Annotated in this window: 16 protein-coding genes; 15 read left to right on the top strand and 1 reads right to left on the bottom strand. The window is 73.8% G+C overall.

Annotated features, from left to right (window positions below):
- Positions 1–5 precede the first annotated feature (5 nt).
- On the bottom strand, positions 6–2,090 hold the full coding sequence (locus tag FN207_RS13030) for a SpoIIE family protein phosphatase (RefSeq protein ID WP_185938320.1): 2,085 nt from the start codon (positions 2,088–2,090) through the stop codon (positions 6–8).
- Positions 2,091–2,366: 276 nt separating this feature from the next.
- On the opposite strand from FN207_RS13030, the gene FN207_RS13025 reads away from it, so the two are divergent.
- The 15 genes from FN207_RS13025 (at position 2,367) to FN207_RS12955 (ending at position 18,932) form a co-directional block, all read left to right on the top strand.
- The gene (locus FN207_RS13025) at positions 2,367–3,635 is read left to right on the top strand and encodes an ROK family transcriptional regulator (protein WP_142458918.1); all 1,269 of its coding nucleotides are present in this window, start codon (positions 2,367–2,369) and stop codon (positions 3,633–3,635) included.
- A gap of 103 nt (positions 3,636–3,738) precedes the next feature.
- Positions 3,739–5,007: an ROK family transcriptional regulator gene (locus tag FN207_RS13020; RefSeq protein WP_142458917.1), complete on the top strand. Its 1,269-nt coding sequence runs from the start codon at positions 3,739–3,741 to the stop codon at positions 5,005–5,007.
- 229 nt (positions 5,008–5,236) lie between these two features.
- Positions 5,237–6,538: an ABC transporter substrate-binding protein gene (locus tag FN207_RS13015; RefSeq protein WP_142458916.1), complete on the top strand. Its 1,302-nt coding sequence runs from the start codon at positions 5,237–5,239 to the stop codon at positions 6,536–6,538.
- 78 nt (positions 6,539–6,616) lie between these two features.
- A complete protein-coding gene (locus FN207_RS13010) occupies positions 6,617–7,558 on the top strand; it encodes a carbohydrate ABC transporter permease (protein ID WP_221888174.1) in 942 nt (313 codons plus the stop codon).
- A 12-nt stretch (positions 7,559–7,570) separates the two neighbouring features.
- Positions 7,571–8,404, top strand: coding sequence for a carbohydrate ABC transporter permease (locus tag FN207_RS13005; protein ID WP_142458914.1), 834 nt, complete (start codon positions 7,571–7,573; stop codon positions 8,402–8,404).
- Between the two features lie 164 nt (positions 8,405–8,568).
- Positions 8,569–9,492, top strand: a complete 924-nt coding sequence (locus FN207_RS13000) for a thioredoxin family protein (RefSeq protein WP_185938319.1) — start codon at positions 8,569–8,571, stop codon at positions 9,490–9,492.
- A gap of 27 nt (positions 9,493–9,519) precedes the next feature.
- The gene (locus FN207_RS12995) at positions 9,520–10,746 is read left to right on the top strand and encodes an ABC transporter ATP-binding protein (RefSeq protein ID WP_142458912.1); all 1,227 of its coding nucleotides are present in this window, start codon (positions 9,520–9,522) and stop codon (positions 10,744–10,746) included.
- Positions 10,747–10,759: 13 nt separating this feature from the next.
- Positions 10,760–11,782 carry a sugar phosphate isomerase/epimerase family protein gene (locus FN207_RS12990; protein WP_142458911.1) on the top strand — a complete coding sequence of 341 codons (1,023 nt, stop codon included), beginning with the start codon at positions 10,760–10,762 and terminating at the stop codon, positions 11,780–11,782.
- Complete coding sequence (locus FN207_RS12985; protein WP_142458910.1) at positions 11,782–12,168, top strand: C-glycoside deglycosidase beta subunit domain-containing protein; 387 nt, start codon at positions 11,782–11,784, stop codon at positions 12,166–12,168. Before FN207_RS12990 ends, FN207_RS12985 begins: the two co-directional genes overlap by 1 nt.
- 11 nt (positions 12,169–12,179) lie before the next feature.
- Entirely contained in the window at positions 12,180–12,590 is a 411-nt protein-coding gene (locus FN207_RS12980) for a C-glycoside deglycosidase beta subunit domain-containing protein (protein ID WP_142458909.1), read from the top strand.
- A complete protein-coding gene (locus FN207_RS12975; RefSeq protein WP_142458908.1) occupies positions 12,587–13,618 on the top strand; it encodes a sugar phosphate isomerase/epimerase family protein in 1,032 nt (343 codons plus the stop codon). The genes FN207_RS12980 and FN207_RS12975 overlap by 4 nt, the downstream gene beginning before the upstream one ends.
- A complete protein-coding gene (locus tag FN207_RS12970) occupies positions 13,615–15,120 on the top strand; it encodes a GMC oxidoreductase (protein ID WP_142458907.1) in 1,506 nt (501 codons plus the stop codon). The genes FN207_RS12975 and FN207_RS12970 overlap by 4 nt, the downstream gene beginning before the upstream one ends.
- Positions 15,117–16,643 carry a GMC oxidoreductase gene (locus tag FN207_RS12965; RefSeq protein WP_142458906.1) on the top strand — a complete coding sequence of 509 codons (1,527 nt, stop codon included), beginning with the start codon at positions 15,117–15,119 and terminating at the stop codon, positions 16,641–16,643. Before FN207_RS12970 ends, FN207_RS12965 begins: the two co-directional genes overlap by 4 nt.
- A gap of 40 nt (positions 16,644–16,683) precedes the next feature.
- Entirely contained in the window at positions 16,684–17,466 is a 783-nt protein-coding gene (locus tag FN207_RS12960) for a nuclear transport factor 2 family protein (protein WP_142458905.1), read from the top strand.
- On the top strand, positions 17,466–18,932 hold the full coding sequence (locus FN207_RS12955) for an MFS transporter (RefSeq protein ID WP_246066024.1): 1,467 nt from the start codon (positions 17,466–17,468) through the stop codon (positions 18,930–18,932). The genes FN207_RS12960 and FN207_RS12955 overlap by 1 nt, the downstream gene beginning before the upstream one ends.
- The last annotated feature ends 24 nt before the right edge of the window (positions 18,933–18,956 follow it).

The raw sequence follows: 18,956 nt of genomic DNA, 5'->3' as shown, positions 1-18,956 counted from the left end.
CGCGGTCAGCCGGGCAGGGACGGGACCACGGCCGCCCGCACCGGGAGCAGGACGGCGGCGGATGCGGGGGACTGCATCCGCAGGCAGACGACCACGACGTCGTCGCGCAGCCGTTGTCCGGCGGTCAGCTCGTGCAGCACGGTGTCGCACCAGACCCGGGGGTCGGCACCGTCGAGCCCGGAGGCGACCGCCGCCAGCCGGTCGAGCCCGGCGTCGAGGTCGTCGTCGCGGCGCTCGACGAGCCCGTCGGAGTACCAGACCAGCATCGACCCGGGCGGGACGTCGACCGTGGCCTGCGGGCGGGGTCCCGTGGCGGTGGCGAGCGGCCGGGACCGGCCGCCGGCGAGGTACCCGGCGGAGGAGCCGGTGACCAGCAGCGGCGGCGGGTGGCCGGCGCAGGCGTAGCAGAGCCGGCCGGTGACCGGGTCGTACTCGCCGTAGCCGATGGTGGCCAGCGCCGCGCCGGGGATCGCCGACGACGCCCGGTCCAGCGCCTCGAGGACCGCGGCCGGCCCCTCGTGCAGCTCGCAGGCCAGGACGCGCAGCGCCGCGTGCAGCCGCCCCATCGCGGCCGCGGCCCGCAGGTCGTGCCCGACGACGTCGCCGACGGCGAACCCGACCCGGCCGCCGGGCAGCGGGAAGGCGTCGTACCAGTCACCGCCGATGTCGTGCTGCTGGTCGGCCGGGAGGTAGCAGCCGGCGAACCCCACCCCGGGCAGCTCGTCGGGCACGGCCGGCAGGAACGCCCGCTGCAGCTGGTGGGCCGCCTCCCGCTCCTCCTCGTACAGCCGCGCCCGGTGCAGCGCCGGCGCCATGAGCTCGGCCAGCGTGCGGGCCATCGCGGCTCCGTCGTCGTCGACCGCGGCCTCGTCGGCGAACCGGAACTCCAGGGCCCCGAACGTCCGGCCGGCGGCCCGGGCCGGCACCGCCAGCGCGGAGGGCGACCAGGACCGCACCGGGGCGTGGCGTCGCGCGGCGGTCGCCAGTGCCGAGAGGTCGTCCAGCGGCAGGTCGCCCACCTGCCCGGACGTCGTCCAGACGCGCAGCCGGGTGCCGTCGGCGGTGGTGATCCCGACGGCGCCGGCGTCGGCGAGCAGGCCGATGCCGGAGCGGACCAGCACCTCGGCGATCGCGTCGGTGGTCGCCGCGGTGGCCAGGCCGGCGGTCACCTCCTGCAGTGCCTCCACCCGGCGCCGGGCGGCGGTCTCCCGCCGGGACGCCCCCCGGGCGCGCTCGCGCTCGGCGATCTCCACGGCCAGCAGCCAGGCGCCGAGGACCGCCACGGCGATGAACACCTGCAGGACGGCGGCCTCCATGCGCGGCGAGTCGCTGAGCCGGGCCCACGGGCCGCGCCCCAGCACGGTCATCACGTTGGCGGTGACCGCGACCACCAGCCCGGCCTCGGTGACGACGGCGACCCCGTACCGGACGGCCAGCCAGAACAGCCACGGCAGCGTCAGGTAGGCCAGGGGGACGGCGTCCGGCCAGAAGACGGCCGCGGTCACCACGGCGGTCAGCAGCAGGAGCACCGCCCGCAGGAGCGGGCCGGGGGCGCCGGACCGGCCGCGGTCGAGCCGCCAGGTCAGCACGGCGCCGCCCACGGTGAGCGCGCCGAGACCGTCACCCGCCCAGAACGGCAGGAGACCGTCGAGGACGTCCGGGCCCTGCGACACGTGGATGGTCACCGAGCCGACGAGCGCGCCCACGAGCGGGCCGGCCAGCACGCCGCAGAGCAGGAAGGCGCCCAGGTCCCGGCGGCGGCTGAGGTCGGGGGAGGGGGCGAACCGGCGCAGCAGGCTCGCGCCGACCAGGGGCTCGGCCGTGTTGGCCAGGACGAACCCCCACACCGCGACGGGGCCGATGCCCTGGCTGCGGTCGACGACCAGCTCGACGAGCGCGGCGGTGGCCAGGATCCACGGCCACCTGCGCCGGTCGGTGAGGACCAGCGCGGAGAGGGTGACCCCGGCCGGCAGGAACAGGACCGCGCCCGTGCTCGAGGAGGCGAAGAGTAGGAAGGAGGACAGCGACCCCGCGGCGTAGCAGGCGGCCACCACGAGGACCAGCCGCCAGGGCACGGGCAGGCGTGTCATCGGGGCCTCCGCCACGGACGAGGGTCCCGCGCCTGCTCGACGGGAGCACCTCTGCCCAACCATGCCAGGCGCCTCCCTGCCGGGACAGTGGCCGACGGCAGCGCGCCGGGGCGACGGTGCGGGGGATCCGTGCCGCCTGTGGCAGCACGGGGGCGCGGGGACCGGCGATCCCGCCCGGCGGGGTGACCCGTCGGGACGATCCGGTGGCGTGGGGGTCGCGCGCTGCCGCCGCCGCAGGATGATGGTGGTCGACACCGGCCTGAAGGAGACCCAGACGTGCCGATCGATCGCTATGCGGGGCTCGCGGCTGTGCTCGGCGCCATCCGCGGCTCGGCGGACACCACCCAGCCGATGATCGTCGAGCGGGTGGGCCTCGGCCGGAGTGTGGTGGCGCAGCGCGTGGCTGAGCTGGAGGCGGCCGGCCTGGTCGTCTCGGACGGGTTCGGGCCCTCCACCGGGGGCCGGGCGCCGCGCCGGCTGCGGCTCCACGCCGAGGCCGGGTACGTGCTGGGGGCCGACATCGCCACCAACGAGCTCGTGGTCGGGGTGGCGGACCTCGCGGGGAACCTGTTGGACACCCGCCACCGGGAGATCGACGTCGTCGACGGGCCGGACGCCGTGGTGGGCGCGGTCGAGGAGCTGGCCGGCGAGCTCGTCGAGGGGGTCGGCGCCCACCGGAGCCTGTGGTCGTTCGGGATCGGCATGCCGGGACCGGTGGCCTACGCCGACGGCGGTCCCGCCGCCCTGCCGACCATGCCCGAGTGGAGTCGTCATCCGACCCGCCAGCGGCTGACCGACCGCTTCGGGGTCCCCGTGTGGATGGACAACCGCACGAACCTCTCGGCCCTGGGGGAGCGGAGGGTGAACCCGGTTGCCGCGCGGTCCCAGCACATGGTCTACCTGGGCGGGGGCTACGGCATCGGCGCGGCGGTGGTCGTGGGCGGCCGCATCCACCGGGGGGCGCACGGTCTCGCGGGCGCCATCGACCACGTCCCCGTACCGGGCGCGGGTGACGTCGTCTGCCGCTGCGGCAAGACCGGCTGCCTCGATGCGGTTGCCGGTGGCGCGGCGCTGGCGCGGGACGGGCGGCTGCTCGCCGAGACCGGGCAGAGCCCGGCACTCGCCGACGTCCTCGAACGAACGGGTCGGATCCGTCCGAGCGACGTCACCGAGGCAGCCGGTTTCGGCGACGCGGCCGCCCGGGCCCTGCTGCACCGGGCGGCGGTGCTGCTGGGGCGCAGCCTGGCGACGCTGGTCAACGTGTTCGACCCTGATCTGGTGGTCGTCGGCGGCGGCATCGCCCGGGCGCGCGCCCACGTGCTGGCGGCGATCCGCGAGGAGATCTACCGGTCGGCGCTGCCGGCGGTGACCCGGGACCTGCGCGTCGAGCCGTCGGCGTTCGACCAGGAGATCGCCGGGATCACCGGAGCCGTGGAGTTCGCACTCGGCGAGCTCTTCAGTCCCGAGCACCTGCCGAGGGTGCTCGACGCCCGGGCGGTCGGGGCGGCGCAGTCATTGGTCGAGGAGCAGGGCCTGCCGGCCTGAGCCGGCGCCGTCCTGCACTCCGGCGACTTCTTCCGCGAACCGACCAAAGTCGGTCTACTCTCCGTACCGGAGCGCGCACGGCGCGATGGAGGTGCGGCGGGCCATGGCCGGTGAGCGGACGGACGGACTGGTCGCGGTCCTGGAGGCCATCCGCGCCGGCGCCGGCGTGACCCAGACGCAGATCGCGCGGCGGCTGGGACTCGGCAGGACGGTGGTCGCCCAGCGGGTGGCCCGGCTGGAAGGGGCCGGGCTCGTCGTCCAGGACGGGCGCGCGCCGTCCAACGGCGGGCGGGCCCCACGCCTGCTGCGTCTGCGGGCCGCCGCGGGGCTCGTCGCCGGAGTCGACATCGGGGCGACCGGCATGGCGGTGGGCCTGGCCGATCTCACCGGCGCGGTGCTGACGGAGGTCCGCGAGCCGATCGACGTCTCCGACGGGCCCGATGTCGTGCTCGGGCGGGCCGAGCACCTGCTCACCGTGCTCCTCGACGCTCTGGACGACCCGCCTCCGGTGTGGGGCGTCGGGATCGGCGTCCCCGGTCCCGTGGAGTTCGCCACCTCCCGCCCCGTCGCCCCGCCGATCATGCCCGGCTGGGACGGCCACCCGATCCGTGAGCGGCTGTCCGCCCGTTTCGGTGCGCCGGTGTGGGTGGACAACGACGTCAACGTGCTGGCCCTCGGGGAGCTGCGCGCCAACCCGGCCGCCGCCGCGGTGGGTGACCTGCTCTACGTCAAGATCGGCACCGGCATCGGCGCGGGCCTGGTCTCCGGGGGGCGGGTCCACCGCGGGGTGAACGGGTGCGCCGGCGACGTCGGACACGTCGCGGTCGCCGAGGCCGACACGGTCGTCTGCCGGTGCGGCAACGTCGGCTGCCTGGAGGCCGTGGCCGGCGGTGACGCACTCGCCCGGGAGGGGCGTCGGCTGGCCGAGGGCGGGAGCAGCCCGGTCCTGGCCGAGTTGCTCGCCGCCCGCGGGAGTCTGACGGCAGCCGACGTGACGGCCGCGGCGGAGCGCGGCGACCCGGCGGCACGGGCCGTGCTGGCCCGGGCAGGACGTCTGGTGGGCGCCACGCTGGCCACCCTCGTGAGCTTCTACAACCCCGGACTCGTCGTCCTCGGGGGCGGTGTCGTCCACGCCGGGGACCACGTCCTCGCGGCGATCCGGGAGTCGGTCTACCGGCGCTCTCTGCCGCTGGCCACCCGCACGCTGCGCATCGAGCCGTCGACGCTGGGGGAGGCCGCCGGTCTCGCCGGCGCGGTCCACCTGGTGCTCGACAACGTCTTCTCACCCGCCCGGCTGCCGCTGTGGCTGGCGCACGGGTCCCCCTCGGGGCTCCCCGAGGTCGCGTCCGCCGAGGTGCGTCTCCCCGCCTGACCCGGACCCCGTCGCCCCGGAATTCGGCCGGCCGCAGTGTGGTCCAGGTCATCAGCAGGGCTGATGCCGCGCATCAGCGAGGTTGCGTCCCGGTTGCATTGACTTCTTCCGCAGACTGGCAGAAGTATGTGGTTGCCATCACGTGAACGGATCACAGGCCGGACGTGGTGCTCGGACCCACCGTCGCAGTCGTCGTCCGGTCGCCGGACCCGCTCCGAAAGGCATCCACATGACCCAGCACCGCCACCGGGGGCTCCGCCGCATCGGCGTCCTCGCCGCCGTTCCGGCACTGAGCGCGCTGACGCTCGCCGCCTGTGGCGGTGGGGACGAGGCCAGCGGCTCGGACGGCTCCAGCGGATCCGCGGACAGCTTCACGTTCGCCTTCGAGAACGCCTCCGGCGGACAGCAGAACCCCTGGCAGCTCCTGGCCGACGAGTACGCCGAGGAGTCCGGCGTCCAGATCGAGACGCAGGGCCTGCCCCCGGACAGCTACGGCCTGACGATGCGCACGCAGCTGCAGGGCGGCAACGCCCCCGACGTCATGATGTTCTCGCCCGGTGCCGGCAACGCCAACGCCGTGCTACCGCTGGCCGAGGCCGGCTACATCGAGGAGCTCGGCGACGAGTCGGCGTCCCTCATCCCCGAGGGCAACGAGTCGCTGTTCCAGATCGACGGCAAGACCTACGCCCAGCCGACCGACATCATCCCCGTCGGCGTGGTCTGGAACACCGGTGCCGCGTCCGACACCGGCGTGGACGTCCCCGCCGACGAGTCCGCCATGCTCGACGCCTGCGGCACCCTCGCCGAGGACGGGAAGTCCTTCCTGGCCGTCGCGGGGTCCGCGCCGCCGAACATGGGCCTCATGGCGATGGCCATCTCGGCCACCCGGGTCTACGCCGAGACGCCGGACTGGAACGAGCAGCGGACGGCCGGTGACGTCAGCTTCGCCGACAGCGAGGGCTGGCAGGCCACGCTGCAGACCATCGTCGACATGAACGAGGCCGGCTGCTTCCAGCAGGGCGCGGCCGGCGGCGGGTTCGACGCCATCACCCAGGGCCTCACCCAGGGCACCTCGCTGGGCGCCTTCGTCCCCGGTGCCGCGGCCACCGAGCTGGCCAAGGCCACCCCGGGCCTCGAGCTGCAGGTGCAGCCGTTCCCCCCGGCCGACGGCGGTGAGTCGTACCTGCTCGCCAGCCCGAACTACGCGCTGTCGATCAACGCCTCGTCCGACGAGGGCGCCAAGGAGGCCGCGCAGGACTTCCTCGCCTGGATGGCCGAGCCGGAGAACGCCGCCCGCTTCACCGAGCTGCAGGGCGGGGTCGCCATCACCGGCCCGGACGAGAACCTCTCGCCGGTCTACGAGCCGGTCGCCGACCTGCTCGAGAACGGCGACTACGCGCCGCTGCCGAACCTGGCGTGGCCCAACCCGGGCGTCTACGACGCGCTGTCGACCGGCGTCCAGGGCCTGCTCGCCGGCCAGGGCGACGTCCAGTCGGTGCTCGAGGGCATCGATCAGGCCTGGGACCAGTGACCCGGGCCGGCTGAGCCCGGACACGATCTCCCCACCGCACCTCCGGACCGCACCGAGGGACTGACGATGACCGCAACCATGGGCACTCCGCAGGACACCGGTGCGCTGGTCCGGGGGACGGCCCCGGCCGCCGGGGGCGGGCAGCCCGCCCGCCCCCGGCGCAGCCGGCCCCTGATCTCCTACGGGCGCTGGTGGTGGGCGCTGCCGGCCGTCCTGGCCGTGCTCCTCATCCACTACGTCGCGACGGCCGGCGGGGCGTTCTACGCCTTCACGAACTGGACGGGGATCGGCGACTTCGACTTCGTCGGCCTCGACAACTTCCGCCGCATCCTCGAGGACCCGGCGCTGATCGGGTCCCTGAAGAACACCCTGTTCCTCGCCTTCGGCTTCCTGATCGCCACGAACGTCTTCGGCCTCCTCCTGGCCCTGGCGCTCAACCGGTCGCTGAAGACGCGCTACGTGCTCCGGGTGCTGTTCTTCATGCCGGTGGTGCTGAGTCCGCTGGCGGTCTCCTACATCTGGAAGTTCATCTTCGACTTCAACGGCCCGCTCAACGGCGTGCTCGCCTGGTTCGGCGCGGAGCCGAGGACGTGGCTGGCCGACCCGACGCTGGCGCTGTGGGCGGTGCTCGTCGTCATGTCCTGGCAGACGACCGGGATGGTCATGGTGATCTACCTGGCCGGGCTGGCCACCGTGCCCATGGAGATCGAGGAGGCCGCGGCCCTCGACGGCGCCAGCACGTGGCGGCGCTTCCGCCACATCACGCTGCCCTCGATCCGCCCGTCGGTGGCGATCGCGTCGACGCTCATGCTCATCCAGGGACTGCGGGTGTTCGACCAGGTCATGGCCCTCACCGGCGGCGGTCCGGCCGGAGCCACCGAGACCCTCGCCACACAGGTCTACAAGGAGACCTTCGCGCTGAGCAACTTCGGCTTCGGTGCCGCGCTCGCGCTGCTCCTGACCCTCATCATGCTCGTCTTCTCGGTGCTGCAGCAGGCTGCCACCAAGGACCGGTCGTAAGGGATCCGTGCCATGTTCCGATACACCAAGGCGACCGCGCTGCGCGAGGCGCTGGTCTGGGCCGTCGCGCTGCTGACCCTGCTGCCGTTCTACTTCCTCGTCATCAACGCGCTCAAGCCGGACGAGGAACTGCTCACCACCGGATCCTCGACCCCGCCGAGCCGGCCGACGATCGAGAACTTCACCGAGGTGCTGACCGCCGGCGGTGACTCGAACATCCTGATGGGCCTGTTCCACAGCGTGGTCATCACCGTGGGCAGCATCGCCGGCCTGGTCGCCTTCGGCTCGCTGGCCGCCTACGTGCTGGCCCGTACGACGGCGCGCTGGGGGAGCGTCGCGTTCTACCTGTTCCTCGTCGCGATCGTCCTGCCGACCCAGCTCGGGCTCATCCCGCTCTACATCGGCGCCCGCCAGCTCGGCCTGGTCGGCTCGGTCTGGGGGATGATCGTCCTCTACGTCGGGACCCTCATGCCGCTGGCGGTCTTCCTCTACGCGGGCTTCTTCCGCAACCTGCCCCGGGACTACGAGGAGGCGGCGGCGCTGGACGGCGCGAGCCCGGCCCGGGTGTTCTTCCGCGTCGTCCTGCCGCTCATGGCCCCGGCTACAGGGACCGTCGCGATCCTCACCGGCCTGATCGTCTGGAACGACTTCTTCTCCGCACTGATCTTCCTCGGCGGCTCGGACAGTCAGACGCTGACGGTCTCGATGTACTACTACGTCGGGTCGCTGGTCTCCGCCTGGAACAAGATCTTCGCCATCGTGATCATCTCGATGATCCCGATCCTGGCCTTCTACCTCTTCGCGCAGAAGCGATTCATCCAGGGCTTCGCCGGCGGCATCAAGTAGCCGGCGAGCTCTCCCTGCCGGAAACGGCGGAGGAGGCCGGCCCCACCCATCCGCGCGGCTGATGCGTGGCATCAGCCGGAACAGGCACCGCACGATTGACTTCCTCCGCTCTTCGGAAGAAGTATGTGGTGCAAGCCACCAACCACTCGGCAGAGGAGGATCCCGTGCTCGAGCAGGACCACACCCGCGTCGGCACCGGGCGGCTGACGGTGGGGAACCCGGCACCGCGGTTCACCCTCCCGGACACCGACGGGTCGCCGATCGGCCTGCAGCCCGCGGCGCACGAGGCCACCGTCGTCGTGTTCACGTCGAGCGGCTGCCCCTTCGCCCTGGCGTGGCACGATCGCCTCCAGGCCGTGGCCCGGGACCACGCCTCCCGCGACGTCGCCTTCCTGCAGGTCGTCAGCAACGACGACGCCGACCACCCCGAGGACTCGCTCGAGGGCATGCGCCGGCGCGTCGCCGCCGGCGAGCTCGCCGGTCCCTTCCTGCGCGACGCCGACCAGGCCGTCGGGCAGGCCTACGGGGCGACGGCCACCCCGGAGGTCTTCGTCGTCGACCGGGCCGGGCTCGTCCGCTACCACGGCGCCCCCGACGCCGACCACGACGACCCCGCCCAGGACGCCGCGTGGCTGCGGGAAGCCCTGGAGGACGTCCTCGCCGGACGGGACGTGGCCCGGCCGCTGACCTCTCCTGCCGGCTGCTCGGTCACGTGGCGCGTGGAGCTGCTCTGGTGGGCGGGCTGCCCGACCCACGACCGGGCGGCCGACCTGCTCCGCCAGACCCTCGCCGGCCTCGGCCGGGACGAGGTGCGCGTCGTGGAGCGGGAGGTCCGCACCCGCGAGGAGGCCACCCAGCTCGCCTTCCCCGGGTCGCCGACGTTCCAGGTCGGCCGGCGCGACCTGTTCCCCGTCGCCACCCCGCCGGCCCTCACCTGCCGCGTCTACGCCCGCGAGGACGGGCGCAGCTCACCCCTGCCGGACGGCGCCGAGCTCGCCGGCCGGCTCCGCGCGGCCCTCGCCCGGCCCTGGGACCTCCCGCACTGGGTGGACCCACGGAAGCCCGCCCCCGCCGACAGCCCGTCCTGACCCCCCGACCCCGCAGCAGGAGCAGTCATGGCATCGATCACGTACGACCGCATCACCAAGCGGTACCCGGACGGGACGCAGGCCGTCTCCGAGCTCGACCTGTCCATCCAGGACGGGGAGTTCCTCGTCCTCGTCGGCCCCTCGGGGTGCGGCAAGACGACGGCGCTGCGCATGGCCGCCGGCCTGGAGGAGATCTCCGACGGACGGCTCCTGATCGGCGACCGGGTGGTCAACGAGGTGCACCCCTCGCAGCGCGACATCGCCATGGTCTTCCAGAACTACGCGCTCTACCCGCACATGTCGGTGCGGGAGAACATCGCCTTCCCGCTGCTGTGCGCCAACGTCGCGAAGAGCGAGGTCAAGGAGCGGGTGGACCGGGCGGCCGAGTCGCTCGGCCTCACGGAGCTGCTGCACCGCAAGCCGAAGGCGCTCTCGGGCGGCCAGCGGCAGCGGGTGGCGATGGGGCGGGCCATCGTGCGCCAGCCGCAGGCCTTCCTCATGGACGAGCCGCTGTCCAACCTCGACGCCAAGCTGCGCGGTCAGATGCGCGCGGAGATCCGCAGCCTGCAGCGCGAGTACCGCACCACCACCCTCTACGTCACCCACGACCAGGTCGAGGCCATGACGATGGGCGACCGCATCGCCATCCTGCGCAAGGGCGTGCTGCAGCAGCTCGGGACCCCGGACGAGCTGTACGAGGCCCCGGCCAACCTCTTCGTCGCCGAGTTCATCGGCGCCCCGCCGATGAACGTCCTGAGCGCCACGGTCACCCGGACTCCGGCCGGTCACACGCTCGTCCTCGGCTCCCAGCGGCTGGCGCTCCCGGCCGGCGCTCTCGACACCTACCCGGCCCTGGCCGGCGCCGACGCGACGCCGGTGGCCCTCGGCCTCCGGCCGGAGGCACTGCGCGACGTCGCCACCGCCGACCCGTCCTGGCCGCGCCTGATCGCCGACGTCGACCTCGTGGAGAACCTGCCGCCGGAGAAGCTCGTCCACCTCCGCGTCGACGCCGACCCCGTGGTCACCGAGGCGACGCTGGAGATCGCCGCCGACATCGACCAGGCGGCCGCCGAGGAGCTGCGCACGCTGGGCCGCGGCTCGGTGCTGCACGCGCGGCTGCCCGGCAGCACGGCCGTGCGCGAGGGCGGCCGCGCGGAGTTCGCGATCCCGCCGTCGGCCCTGCACTTCTTCGACCTGTCCACCGGACAGGCCATCGCCCCGCAGTCGCCGCGCCTGGTCGCGGCGACCGCCTGACCGGGAGGACCCCGTGAGCGCACCGGCACACCAGATCAAGCGGGGCGTGAGCCTCTACTCGTTCCAGGAGGAGTACTTCCTCCGCACCATGTCCGTCGAGGACTGCATCCGCGTGGCCGGCGAGATCGGCGCCACGGGGATCGAGCTCATCCCCGAGCAGATGATCCCGGGCTTCCCGCACGTCAGCGACGAGTTCCTCGCGGACTGGTCGGCCTGGATGGAGAAGTACGGCACGACGCCGGTCGCCACCGACCTGTTCCTCGACACCAAGCTGCACCCCGACCGCTGGCTCAGCCAGGAGGAGCAGGTCGCCTCGGTCTGCCGCGACGTCGACATCGCCGTCCGGCTGGGGGCGACCGTGGTCCGGGCGATCATCAACACCCCGCCGGAGGTCATGGAGGAGGCGGCCCCCTACGCGGAGGAGCAGGGCGTCCGGCTCCTGCTCGAGGTGCACGCGCCCTTCCACTACGGGCACCCGTGGATCCTCGAGCACCTCGAGGTCATGTACCGCACCGGGTCGCCGGCGCTGGGCCTCATGCCCGACATGGGCACCTACGTCGAGCGCTTCCCGCGGGTGGTCAGCGAGCGGGCGCTGCGCGACGGCGCCAAGCCCGAGCTCGTCGACTACATCGTCAAGACCTACGACGACCACGGCGACACGCACGCGCTCACGGACGTCGTCAACTACCGCGGCGGCGGCCCGGTGGACTTCGGCCTGGCCCGCCAGGCGACGCACTACATCTGGTCCGAGCCCAAGGCGATGCTCGAGCACATGCCCCTCATCGGGCACGTCCAGGCGAAGTTCTACGAGATGACCCTGGACGAGGCGACGGGGGCCGAGGTCGAGTACTCGATCCCCTACGACCGGATCGTCCCGGTGTTCGTCGAGGGCGGCTTCGACGGCTACCTGTCCAGCGAGTACGAGGGCAACCGTCACATCCAGGACGCCTTCCCCGTGGACAGCGTCGAGCAGGTCCGCCGCCAGCACGCCATGTTCGCCCGCCTGCTCGGCGAGACCACCGGAGAGGACGCCTGATGTTCGACCGCTACATCGTCTGCGAGGAGGGCTTCCGCGCCCTCGACGACGGCCGCACCGGCGGCGTCGTGGAGGTACGGATGCCCTACTACCGCGGCCTGACGCTGTCGATGGTCGAGGCCGTCGACCTCGTCCTCGACGGCCGGCCCGTGCCGCCGGCACGCACCACGTTCACGGTGCACGGCCGCACCTACCGCTTCGACCAGCTGCCGCACACCACCGACGACCGCTGGGAGATGGGGGAGCGGGCGCAGCTCGCGTTCGAGACCGACGAGCCGCTCACGCCCGGCGAGCACGAGGTCGCCGTCGCCGTGCGGCTGCGGATCTCCTACATGCCGGTGCCCGGCGGCGGCCGCGACACCAAGCGCCTGACGCTCGCCGCCTGAGAGGACACGCCATGGGACCCCTCGACGACCAGGTCGTCCGCGCCGACTCGCTCACCGCCACGGCCGACGGCCTCGACATCGCCGTCTACTCGCACTGGTACCGCGCGCTGCCGCTGCCCTCGCTGGCCCGCGTCGACCTCACCGTCGACGGACGCCGGATCGACCCGGCGGAGCTGTCGGTCACGGTCAACGGCACCCGCCACCCCTTCTCCGGGCTGGCAGAGGCCGGCGACGAGTACTGGTTCACCACCGACCCGCTCGTGCTGCACGTCCCCGTCGAGACGGCGCCCGGCCGCGAGCACCGGGTCCAGTTGCTGCTGGGCCTGTCGATCCCCTACATCCTCACCGGCCCGGACCGGGTGCCCCTGGTGGCGCCCAGTGCCACCGACAAGACCCTGACCGCGGCGGGAGCACGCACGTGACGGACACCGCGCCGGGGCTGCCCCGCCTCGGCACCACCCTGTTCAGCCTCACCCTCGAGCAGCGCAGGCCCGGCCGGGACCTCGCCAGCCTGGTCGCCGAGGTCGCCGCCCGCGACCTCGGTCCCGGGCTGGAGATGGTCGCCTTCCAGAGCCTGCGCGGCTGGCCGCGCCTCGACGACGACGCCGTCCGCGAGGTCCGCGGCGTGATCGACGCCTCCGGGCTCACCCCGTCCTGCCTGGCGATCAACCTCGACCTGGGGCTCTACCCCGGCCGGCTGCTGTCCGACGACGAGGCGTACGAGTACGTCGCCGTCCAGGTGCGCGGCGCCGCGGCGCTCGGCTTCCCCGCCGTCCGGGTGGGCATCGAGTGCGGCCCGGAGATCATGACCCGGCTGCTGCCGCTCGCCGAGCAGCTCGGCGTCAAGGTCGGCGTGGAGATCCACGCCCCGCTGACCATCGAGGCGCCGCCGGTCGCCGCGCTCAAGGAGCTGTTCACCCGGCTGGACACCCCGTGGCTGGGCTTCATCCCCGACATGAGCGCGAGCATGCGGGCGGTCCCCGACGCCGTCGACGACGCCCACCGCGTCGCCGGCATCTCCCCGGAGCTCACCGCGCTGACCAAGGAGCTGTGGGCCGAGCCCGGGCCGACGATGGCGAAGTTCCCCGAGCTCGAGCGGCGCGCCGCCGAGGCCGGCGCGACCCCGGCGCAGCTGGGCAACCTCCGGATGCTGTTCACGATGCACGGGCGGATGGCGCCCGAGCGGTGGGCCGAGTTCTTCCCCCACGTCGTGCACGTGCACGGCAAGTTCTACGGGATCGTCGACGGCCCGGACGGCCTCACCGACCCGTCGATCGACTGGCCGGCCGTCGCGCGCGTCCTGCGCGAGCAGGGCTACACCGGGTTCGTCTCCAGCGAGTACGAGGCGCACGCCTACAGCGACCGGTACAGCGCCTTCGACCAGATCCGGTCGCAGCACGACATGCTCAAGCGGCTGCTCGAGGCCGAACCAGCGGTGGCCGCCCGATGAGCGCCTCGTACGACGTCGTCGTGGTGGGCTCGGGACCCGTCGGCACCGCCGTCGCCCGGGAGCTCACCGACCTCGATCCCTCCCTGCAGGTCCTCGTCGTGGAGGCCGGCGCGGTCGTCGGCGAGGTGCCCGGCGGCCACGTCAAGAACATCGCCGACGTCGCGGCCCGCGACGCCGCCCTGGCAGCGCTGGCCGGGGGCCCGGCAGCGCTGCCCGGCGGCACGGCGGCGCGGCCGGGCACCGTCCTGGTGGGGTCCGCGGACATGCCCAACGCCGCGATCTCCACCAACGTCGGCGGGATGGGCGCCCACTGGACGGCGGCCTGCCCGCGGCCCGCCGACGACGAGGTCCCCGACTGCGTCGACCCGGCGGTGCTCGACGCCGCGCTCACCCGGGCCGAGGAGCTGCTCGCCGTCACCACGCACGCCTTCGACCGGGCGCCATTGACCGGCGCGGTCCAGCGGGTGCTCGGCGAGCTGTTCGACCGGCCCGGGCGCCGCCCCGTCGGCGCCATGCCGGTCGCGGTGAGCGTGGGGGAGGACGGCGCGCTGCACTGGACCGGCCCGGCGGTCGTCGCCGGTGACCTGTGGGACCGGCCGCAGGTCACCCTCCGCACGCGCACGCTGGTGCGCCGCGTCCTGCTCGACGGCGACCGGGCCACCGGCGTGGAGGTCGTCGCCCTGGCCACCGGTGCCCGGGACACGGTCGCCGCCCGCGCCGTCGTCGTCGCCGCCGACGCCTTCCGCACGCCGCAGCTGCTGTGGGCCTCCGGCATCCGGCCGACGGCGCTCGGCCGCTATCTCACCGAGCACCCACAGGTCATGGCCGCGTCCGTGCTCGACGAGCGGTACGTGGCCGCCGGCGCGCCCGTCGACGTGGACCTGCCGCGCTCGTCCGCCGCGGCGCCGGGCGGCGGTGCGATCGTGCCGGTCTCCGGGGTCTCCTGGGTGCCCTACGCGGCCGACCGTCCCTTCCACGGCCAGGTCATGCAGATGGACGCCTCCCCGGTGCCGCTCGACCCGGGCGTGACGGTGCGGCCCGGGCAGGTCGTCGGGCTGGGCTGGTTCTGCCGCAAGGAGCTCTCACCCGACAACCGCGTGTGGTTCGACGACACCGCGACCGACGAGCACGGCCTCCCGGCGATCCGGATCGACTACCGCCTCTCGGACGCCGACCGCGCGACCATCGCGCAGGCCACGGCCGAGATCCGCGGCGCCGCCGAGGCGCTGGGCCGGCCGCTGGGCGAGCCGTTCCTCATGCCGGCCGGCAGCTCCCTGCACTACCTCGGCACCACCCGGATGGGCACGTCCGACGACGGCAGCAGCGTCTGCGACCCCACCGGACGGGTGTGGGGGACGGCGAACCTGCACGTCGGGGGCAACAACGTCATCCCGACCGCGACCGCCTGCAACCCCACCCTCACCGCCGTCGCGTTCGGCGTGCTCACCGCCCGGGCCCTGGTCGCCCAGATGGCCCCCGTCGCCGAGGAGGCGCACGCATGACCCCCCGGATCCTCGTGATCGGCAGCGGACCCACCGGCGCCACCCATGCCCGGGTCCTGCTCGAGCACCTGGCCGACGTCTCGGTCCTCATGGTCGAGGCCGGGCCCGTGGTCAGCCGCCCGGCCGGCATGAACGTGAAGAACATCCCCGACCCCGCGGAGCAGGCGGCCGCCCGGCTGGCGTCCCAGGGACCCTCCACCGAGAGCGGGGTGTCGGGCATCCCCGGCGGCGTCGTCGTCGAGGGCACCATCACCGCGCGGCAGGGCACCCACCTGATCGGCACGGCCGCCGAGGGCTCCCCGGGTATGCCCGCGGCCGCGGGCGCCACGTGCGTCGGCGGCCAGGGGGTGCACTGGACCTGCGCCACCCCGCGGCCGGTCGGCAGCGAGCGGATCCCGTTCCTCGACGAGGCCGAGTGGGAGGAACTGGTCACCGAGGCCGAGGGGGTGCTGCACGTCCACCGGCCGAGCTTCGAGGGAGCGCCGCAGGCCTCGGCCATCCTGGAGGCGGTCCGCGCCGAGCTCGCCCCCGACGGCATCACCGTGCGACCGCTGCCGGTGGCGGCCGATCCGCGACCGGACGGCTCACTGCGCTGGAGCGGCACCGACGTCGTCCTCGACGGCGTCCCCGACGACGAGCGGTTCACCCTCCGGTCGCAGACCCTGTGCGTCCGGCTGGTGCGCGAGGGTGACCGGGTCGTGGGTGCCGTGCTCCGCGACCTGCGCACCGGGGACGAGGAGGAGGTGCGCGCCGACGCGGTGGTGGTCGCCGCCGACGCCCTCCGCACGCCGCAGCTGCTCTGGGCCTCCGGCATCCGGCCCGCCGCGCTCGGCCGCTATCTCACCGAGCACCCGCTGCTGTTCGGCGTGGTCGCCGTGCGGCCCGACCTGGTGCCTGAGCGGGAGGACCCGACGGCGCCGGTCGACCCGATCCGGGCCATCGTGTCCGTCGGCTTCGACGAGGAGCGGCACCCCTACCACGCCCAGCTGATGTGGAACCCGGTCTCGCCGGCGCCCCTGCGCGAGGGCAGCCGGTTCCGGGACAACCCGGCCGGCTACGTGGGCATGGGCTGGGGAATCCGCAAGTGGCCCCGTCCCGAGGACCGGTTGACCTTCGAGGACGACCGGCCCGACGAGCACGGGCTGCCGGGCATCCGCATCGCCTACGCGCTCACCGAGCGCGAGGATGCCGAGTTCGCCCGCGCCCGCGTGCACCAGGCCCGGGTGGCCGCCGCGCTCGGCGAGTTCCTCGACGGGATGCCGAAGGTGATGCCGGCCGGCAGTTCGCTGCACTACATGGGCACGGTCCGCATGGGCCCGGTCGACGACGGCACGAGCGTCTGCGACCCGTTCTCCCGGGTCTGGGGCGTCCCCGGCCTCGTGCTGGCCGGCAACGGGCTCATCCCCACGGCCAACTCGTGCAACCCGACGCTCACCAGCGTCGCGCTGGCGATCCGGGCGGCCCGGGCGCTGGCGGCCGACCTCGCCGGGACCCCGGCGGTGGCCGGCGTGGCGAGCCAGTGACGACCTCCGGATCGACCCACCTGAGCAGACAGGAGCTGACATGACCACCACGGAGATCTCCGTCGAGGCCCTCGCGCGCCGCGTCGAGGAGCTGCAGCAGCAGCTGGAGCAGACGCGCCGGGAGGCCACCCGCGCGGCCGACCGCGGCGCGGTGGACAACGTCTTCAACCGCTACATGCACTACCACAACGCCTACGAGGACGAGCGGATCATCGCCGAGCTCTGGGCGCAGCCGGGCACGCCGGGCATGTGGTCGCGCTACAACAACGTCGGCCGCTACACGACCTACGAGTCGGTGACCGCCTACCACCGGGGCCGTCCCCGCCCGATCGGCAAGCTGCTCTTCCACTACGCGAGCACTCCGGTCATCGAGGTCGGCGCGGACGGGCAGACCGCGAAGGGCATCTGGATCATGGCCGGCCTCGAGTCCGGCCTCATGGACCCCGAGGTCGCGCGGAACGTCCCCCCGTGGGTCCTCTCCGGCGGGGACGTCGACGGCAAGCCGGTCTGGGCGCACTGGGTCTGGTGCAAGTACGGCGTCGACTTCGTCAAGCAGGACGGCGAGTGGCGGATCTGGCACTTCCGCTGCTACGAGGTCGCCCGGGCGCCGTTCAACCGCGACTGGATCTCCTTCGCCGCGGACAACCAGGAGAGCCACGACTCGCAGCTGGCCTGGTTCGGCGACGACGGGGTCCCGGTCTTCCTGCCGCAGGTCGACGAGCCGGTGGAGACCGAGTACCACCCGTACGCCAACGACAGGGCACAGACGCTCGACCCGGTGCCGCCGCTGCCGTACACCGACTTCGAGGACACGTTCAAGTAGTGAGCGCGGCCATCCCGCAGCAGGAGGACCTCGCCGAGTCCCCCGCTCCCGGCGGCACGCGCACCGGCGAGGTGCGGCGTCCGGCGCTGGTCCTCGCGGTGGCGTGCGCGGCGCAGTTCATCTGCGTCCTCGACACCTCGATCGTCAACGTCGCGCTCCCGTCGATGCAGACGAGTCTCGGGCTCTCCGCGACCGGCCTGCAGTGGGTGGTGAGCAGCTACACCCTCACCTTCGCCGGGTTCCTGCTGCTCGGCGGCCGGGTCGGGGACCTCTGGGGCCGTCGGCGGGCGTTCCTCGCCGGGCTGGTGCTCTTCTCCGTGGCCAGCCTGGCCGGCGGCCTGGCCCAGGAGGGCTGGCAGCTGGTCGCGGCCCGCTTCGTGCAGGGCGTCGGGGGAGCGGTGCTCGTGCCGACGACGCTGAGCCTGGTCACCACGGGCTTCCCTGATCCGCGGGCGAAGGCCCGCGCCCTCGGGCTGCTGACCGCGGCAGCCGCCACAGGCGGGGCCCTGGGTGGCGTCATCGGCGGTGTCCTGACCGGTCTGCTGAGCTGGCGGTGGGTGCTGTTCGTCAACATCCCCCTGGGTGCGGTCCTCGTGGTCGCGGCGGCCGGTGCACTGGCCGCCCGCCCGGCGGGGCACGTCCGCGGCCGACTGGACCTGCCGGGTTCGGTGTCGGTGACCGCCGCGACGGCGCTGCTCGTCTCGGCGGTGATCCTGGGGGAGGAGCGGGGCTGGCTCTCGGTGCCGGCCCTGGCCTGCCTCGGTGGGGCCGGTGCGGCGCTCGTCGTCTTCGTCGTGGTGGAGCGGCGGGTCCCGGAACCGGTCGTCCCCCTGGCGGTCCTGCGCGTCCGGCCGGTGACGGTGGCCAACGGGCTCGCGGCACTCGTCGGCGGCGTCCTCCCCGCGATGATGTTCTTCCTCGTCCTCTACCTGCAGCAGGTGCAGGGCCTCGACCCACTCACCGCCGGGCTCGCCCTCGCGCCGACCGGGCTCGGCATCGCCGTCGGCGCGCAACTGGCCCCGCGCCTCATGGACCGGCTCGGTCCCCGAGGGGTCTTCGTGGCGGGCACCCTGCTGTCGGCGGTCGCTCTCGCCTGGCTGTCCCGCATCGACGTCGAGGGCTCATACGCGTCCGACGTCCTGCTCCCGATGGTGCTGGCGATGACGGGGTTCGGCGTCGCCGGCCTGCCCCTGACCATCACGGCCACCTCGGGGCTGGGTGTGGAGCGGGCCGGACTCGCCTCGGGCCTGCTCAGCACCGCCAGGCAGGTGGGCAGCGCGGTGGGCCTGGCCGCACTGGTCGCCGTGGCCAGCTCGTGGACGGCCAGCGCACCCGGGCCGGCGGAGGAGGCACTGACCCGGGGTTTCGCCGTCGGCCTGACCGGTGGCGTGGTCCTCCTCCTGGTCGCCGCCGTCCTGGGTTCAGCGCTGCCGGGCCGGCGCCGGGGACGGCACCAGCCCGGCTGACCGCGGCGCGCCGATCTCCATCTC

Origin of the sequence: Geodermatophilus aquaeductus (assembly GCF_900182545.1) — a bacterium.
In the GTDB taxonomy this organism is placed as follows: Bacteria; Actinomycetota; Actinomycetes; order Mycobacteriales; family Geodermatophilaceae; genus Geodermatophilus; species Geodermatophilus aquaeductus.
This window is presented reverse-complemented; position numbering and strand designations above follow the sequence as displayed.